Origin of the sequence: Flavobacterium sp. (assembly GCF_044368995.1) — a bacterium.
GTDB lineage: Bacteria > Bacteroidota > Bacteroidia > Flavobacteriales > Flavobacteriaceae > Flavobacterium.
The window spans coordinates 1-3,873 of record NZ_JBIPMS010000143.1; the positions used below are offsets into that span (position 1 = coordinate 1).

Consider the following 3,873-nt stretch of genomic DNA (forward strand, 5'->3'; position numbering starts at 1 on the left):
ATATTTAATTTAATCGCTATGAAAAAACAAACAAATCTATTTTTAAAATGTTTTTTTTCATTACTTTTACTATTGTTTGTAGTAGGTTGTGAGAAAGAAGACCAAAACACCGAAGAAACAACTAAAGTAAGCAACATTGTAAAAAAGAAAATAACGTTTGGTGAGTTTGCTACTCACAGTTTAGCGTTTAATAAATTACTTGAAGCCGAAAACAAGTTGGATGGCAAAACTGTTTATGGCAAAAACGTTCAGACGAACAGCACAGGAACAAATTATTATTTTGATTTAAATAGTATAATTCATATGCAGTATCAAGGTTTAGAATCTTTTACAATTCCAGTTGTTAGAGAAATAGATAATGGTAAGCTAGAAAATTTAATGATTAGTAAAAATAGCGATGGGGTATATACAGCAAAATTATTAACGTATACATTGACTCCACAAGAGAAAAATGATTTAATTGTTGGAAATTTAAAAAACATTCAACATCCAATTGAAACCGAATTAATAGAAGATTTTTCTACTATGTCCAGTGTGATTTGTGGTTATTCAACCGTTCAAGTAATTACATCTTGTGGTTCAGGAGAACATCACGCAGGAAATATTTTTAGCTGAGGAAGCTGTAATTCTTCCTCGTTACCATCAATTAAAACCATTACTGTTGCTGAATATTGTGACAATGGAGGCGGCAGTGGCGGTGATGGTGGCAATTATGGCAACCCATTTGGAGATGATGGCGGAGGGGGCGGTGCTGTAGATTCAGATTTTCCAACAATAGATACACCAACTGAAGATTTTGAAGAGGGTATTTCTGAACCAACTTTAAGTGCAGAGGTTGATGGCACAAAGCCTGGTCCAAAATTTAAAAGACCGTTTGAATGTTTAAATGACAACCACTTACATGCAATTTTTCCTAATTCAACGGCTATTGATAGAGCAAGATTAATTTTAAAAATTAGAGCGTATGGCGAGTATTTTGGTATAGACACCAAAGAAGAATTGGCACACTTTTTGGGACAAATAGGACAAGAAACAGGCGGATTAACAAATTTAACACCAGAAGAAAATTTAAATTATTCAGCAAATAGGTTAGTTGCAGTTTGGCCAAGAACGTTTACTACTAATCCAAATAACACAACATTAGCACAGGCATCAGAATATGCTAATAATCCAGAAAAATTAGCTAATTTTATTTATGCTGATGTTAATGGTAATGATGCACCCGGACAAGGCTGGAAATATAGAGGCAGAGGTGTTGTACAGTTAACAGGTAGGGCTAATTATTATGCCTATCATCAGTATCTTACAAGTATTGGACTTGGTTGGTATTTAACTAATGTTAATGATTTAGCAGACCCGGCAGATTGTACACATTCAGTTTTAAGCGGCATGTGGTTTTTTAAAGATAGGGTATTAAATAAAATGACTGTGAATGCCAATACAAATCCTGATGATGTAACTGCAAAAATTAATAGAAAAACAGATAAAGATTCTTATAAAAAGCGAAGAGATTATACGAATGCAGCAAAACAACATTTACCAGTTTGTCCAACTAATTAATTAAAAACATATACAATGAAAAATATAAAAATAAATAAGAAATTAATTATACTACTATTTGTAGTAGGCATTACAGCAGTTGCGTTTAATGCAAAAAAGATATTTACTAAATTAGACATTAGTAATAAGCAAGAAGTTATAGCAAAACCATTTGTTGTAAAAAAGAATCAAAAAAGCGCTACACCCAATGCTACATTAAGTATGAACCCACAACAAGATATTGTTGGCACATGGTTAATGGAAAATTCACCTTCAGATAAGTATGTTTTTACAAATGATAATAAACATTACACCTATGTTGATAATGTTTTACAATGGTCTTACTCTTATGAATTTGTTGATTATTTATCAAATGGTAATCCAATTCCTACAGGTAAGTATTTAATAAAATTTACGGATCTTGATGATGGTGATGTAAGTTATGAATGGGTTTTTGATGTTGGACCAAATCCTGGAGATTATCTTACATTAATTGGTGAAGATAATGGAAGAATGGCTTTTTTTATAAAGCAGTAAGTAAAATAAAAGAGGTTATAATTTTGTTTTGTAGCCTCTTTTAAAAAGTGTTTTTTGTATGAAAATTAAAGTGTTATTATTTTTTGTAGTAGGCATTACAGCAGTTGCTTTTAATGCAAAAATAATACTAACCAAATTGCAGGTAACCAATAAGCAAGAAGTTGTTGCAAAACCAAATTTTACCAAAAAAGAACAGAAAAAAACAGCAACAAACACAACTTTAAGTATGAATCCACAACAAGATATTGTTGGCACATGGTTAATGGAAAACCACCCCAATTCAAAATGGGTATTTACAAATGATAATAAACATTACACCTATGTTGACAATGTTTTACAATGGTCTTACTCTTATGAATTTGTAGATTATTTACCAAATGGGAATCCTATTCCTACAGGAGAGTTTTTAATAAAATTTACGGATCTTGATGATGGTGATGTAAGTTATGATTGGGTTTATGATGTTAGTCCTAATGCAGGAAGTTATCTTACTTTAATTAGTGAAGATACAGGTAGAATGGGGATTTTTATAAAGCAGTAAGTAAAATAAAAGAGGTTGTAATTTTGTTTTGTAGCCTCTTTTTTAAAAGAGTTTTTAGCAAGAAAATTACTGAAAAAATGTTTACAAGAGCATTAAATAAAGCCACTTTGAAAAGAAAATTTGCAATTTGTTTTTTTATAATGACTATTCTAAGTTGTAAAAAATCAGCTAATGTTAATATAAAATCTGAAAAGACAAATACTGAAATAGAAAGTAAGTTTCTAAATCTAGACAGTATTCAAAACAGAAATAATAAGGATATTGAAATAGCTGGAGATCGTGTTAATAAACTAATTGTATCACGAGAAGACAGTTTAATTTGGATTACTTCAAGCAAATACTTGGATCATCGAATTTTTGGGTATGAAAAACCAAACATCAACTCAAAAAAATTGATTTTGATTTCTTGTTTTACTGCTGATGTGGAAAATAATCCGTTTGGACTTCCACTAGGAGCGTATTATGAATTGGACATAAATCATAAAGCAAAATTTTTAAAAAAGGATAAAGAATTTATTGTCGCAAAATTTATCTTATATGAAAAGGTTATGGAAAATATTTACTTTGAAAAAAAATGGATTGAGTTTGACGATTAATAAAAATGTAGCTTTTATACAAGCACTGACGTTTGGCAAAATTTTAAACTTTGTAATAAATACAAGTTTACATTTCTTAGGAGATCTTTATACTTAACAAAAAGTAATCGGTTCACTAGTCGCAACCTCGCCAAGTAATGAAACTTTTGTGATGTTGATATCTTGGGTTTATGGTGTTGGACCAAATCCTAGAGATTATCTTACTTTAATAAGTGAAGATACAGGTAGAATGAGGGTTTTTATAAAGCAGTAAAATTACAAGTTCGATTAATTAGTCCTAAAAAATTGTTATAAAAACAAATAATAAACACTTGCAATAACATTTTTGGAAGTGTTTTTTTCAATACAATTAAATCTTTGTAATTACCAATTCCACTCTTCGGTCAAATTGCTCATCTTTGCCAATAGGTTGTGTGTTTCCGTATCCTTTAAATGTCATACGTACTTTACCAATGCCCCGGCTGTGAAGAAACTTATAAACCCTTTCTGCTCTGTTTGTTGATAATTCTCTTTTTCGAGTTTCCATGTCAATAGCATCCTTATGAGGCCTAGGCGTACAGCAGACGTGACCTTGAATTTCAATATGAATGTTGGGGTATCTTTTTAATAAGATTATAATCGATTCGAGTTGTTTTCTGGCGCTTTCTTTCAGTCTGCTGC

At 30.8% G+C, this 3,873-nt stretch carries 7 protein-coding genes; 5 read left to right on the top strand and 2 right to left on the bottom strand.

Annotated elements, in window-relative coordinates; all coding sequences use genetic code 11:
• On the top strand, positions 1–615 hold a 615-nt coding region (locus tag ACIQ2I_RS08445; protein WP_396181978.1), incomplete at its 5' end, for a hypothetical protein.
• A 95-nt stretch (positions 616–710) separates the two neighbouring features.
• Here ACIQ2I_RS08445 and ACIQ2I_RS08450 read toward each other — a convergent pair.
• Positions 711–989, bottom strand: a complete 279-nt coding sequence (locus ACIQ2I_RS08450) for a hypothetical protein (protein WP_396181979.1) — start codon at positions 987–989, stop codon at positions 711–713.
• A gap of 10 nt (positions 990–999) precedes the next feature.
• Between ACIQ2I_RS08450 and ACIQ2I_RS08455 the strand changes: the two genes are divergently transcribed.
• From ACIQ2I_RS08455 to ACIQ2I_RS08470, 4 genes are all read left to right on the top strand, one after another.
• Positions 1,000–1,560, top strand: coding sequence for a glycoside hydrolase family 19 protein (locus ACIQ2I_RS08455; RefSeq protein ID WP_396181980.1), 561 nt, complete (start codon positions 1,000–1,002; stop codon positions 1,558–1,560).
• A gap of 15 nt (positions 1,561–1,575) precedes the next feature.
• Complete coding sequence (locus ACIQ2I_RS08460; protein ID WP_396181981.1) at positions 1,576–2,076, top strand: hypothetical protein; 501 nt, start codon at positions 1,576–1,578, stop codon at positions 2,074–2,076.
• 58 nt (positions 2,077–2,134) lie between these two features.
• Entirely contained in the window at positions 2,135–2,617 is a 483-nt protein-coding gene (locus ACIQ2I_RS08465) for a hypothetical protein (RefSeq protein ID WP_396181982.1), read from the top strand.
• A 77-nt stretch (positions 2,618–2,694) separates the two neighbouring features.
• The gene (locus ACIQ2I_RS08470; protein ID WP_396181983.1) at positions 2,695–3,213 is read left to right on the top strand and encodes a hypothetical protein; all 519 of its coding nucleotides are present in this window, start codon (positions 2,695–2,697) and stop codon (positions 3,211–3,213) included.
• 349 nt (positions 3,214–3,562) lie between these two features.
• Here the strand turns inward: ACIQ2I_RS08470 and ACIQ2I_RS08475 are convergent.
• On the bottom strand, positions 3,563–3,873 hold a 311-nt coding region (locus ACIQ2I_RS08475; protein ID WP_396181984.1), incomplete at its 5' end, for an OmpA family protein.

What these genes read in the sequence shown, in the direction of transcription:
- ACIQ2I_RS08460 (WP_396181981.1), top strand. Translation starts at nt 1,576, where the DNA reads ATGAAAAATATAAAAATAAATAAGAAATTAATTATACTACTATTTGTA.
- ACIQ2I_RS08470 (WP_396181983.1), top strand. Translation starts at nt 2,695, where the DNA reads ATGTTTACAAGAGCATTAAATAAAGCCACTTTGAAAAGAAAATTTGCA.
- ACIQ2I_RS08465 (WP_396181982.1), top strand. Translation starts at nt 2,135, where the DNA reads ATGAAAATTAAAGTGTTATTATTTTTTGTAGTAGGCATTACAGCAGTT.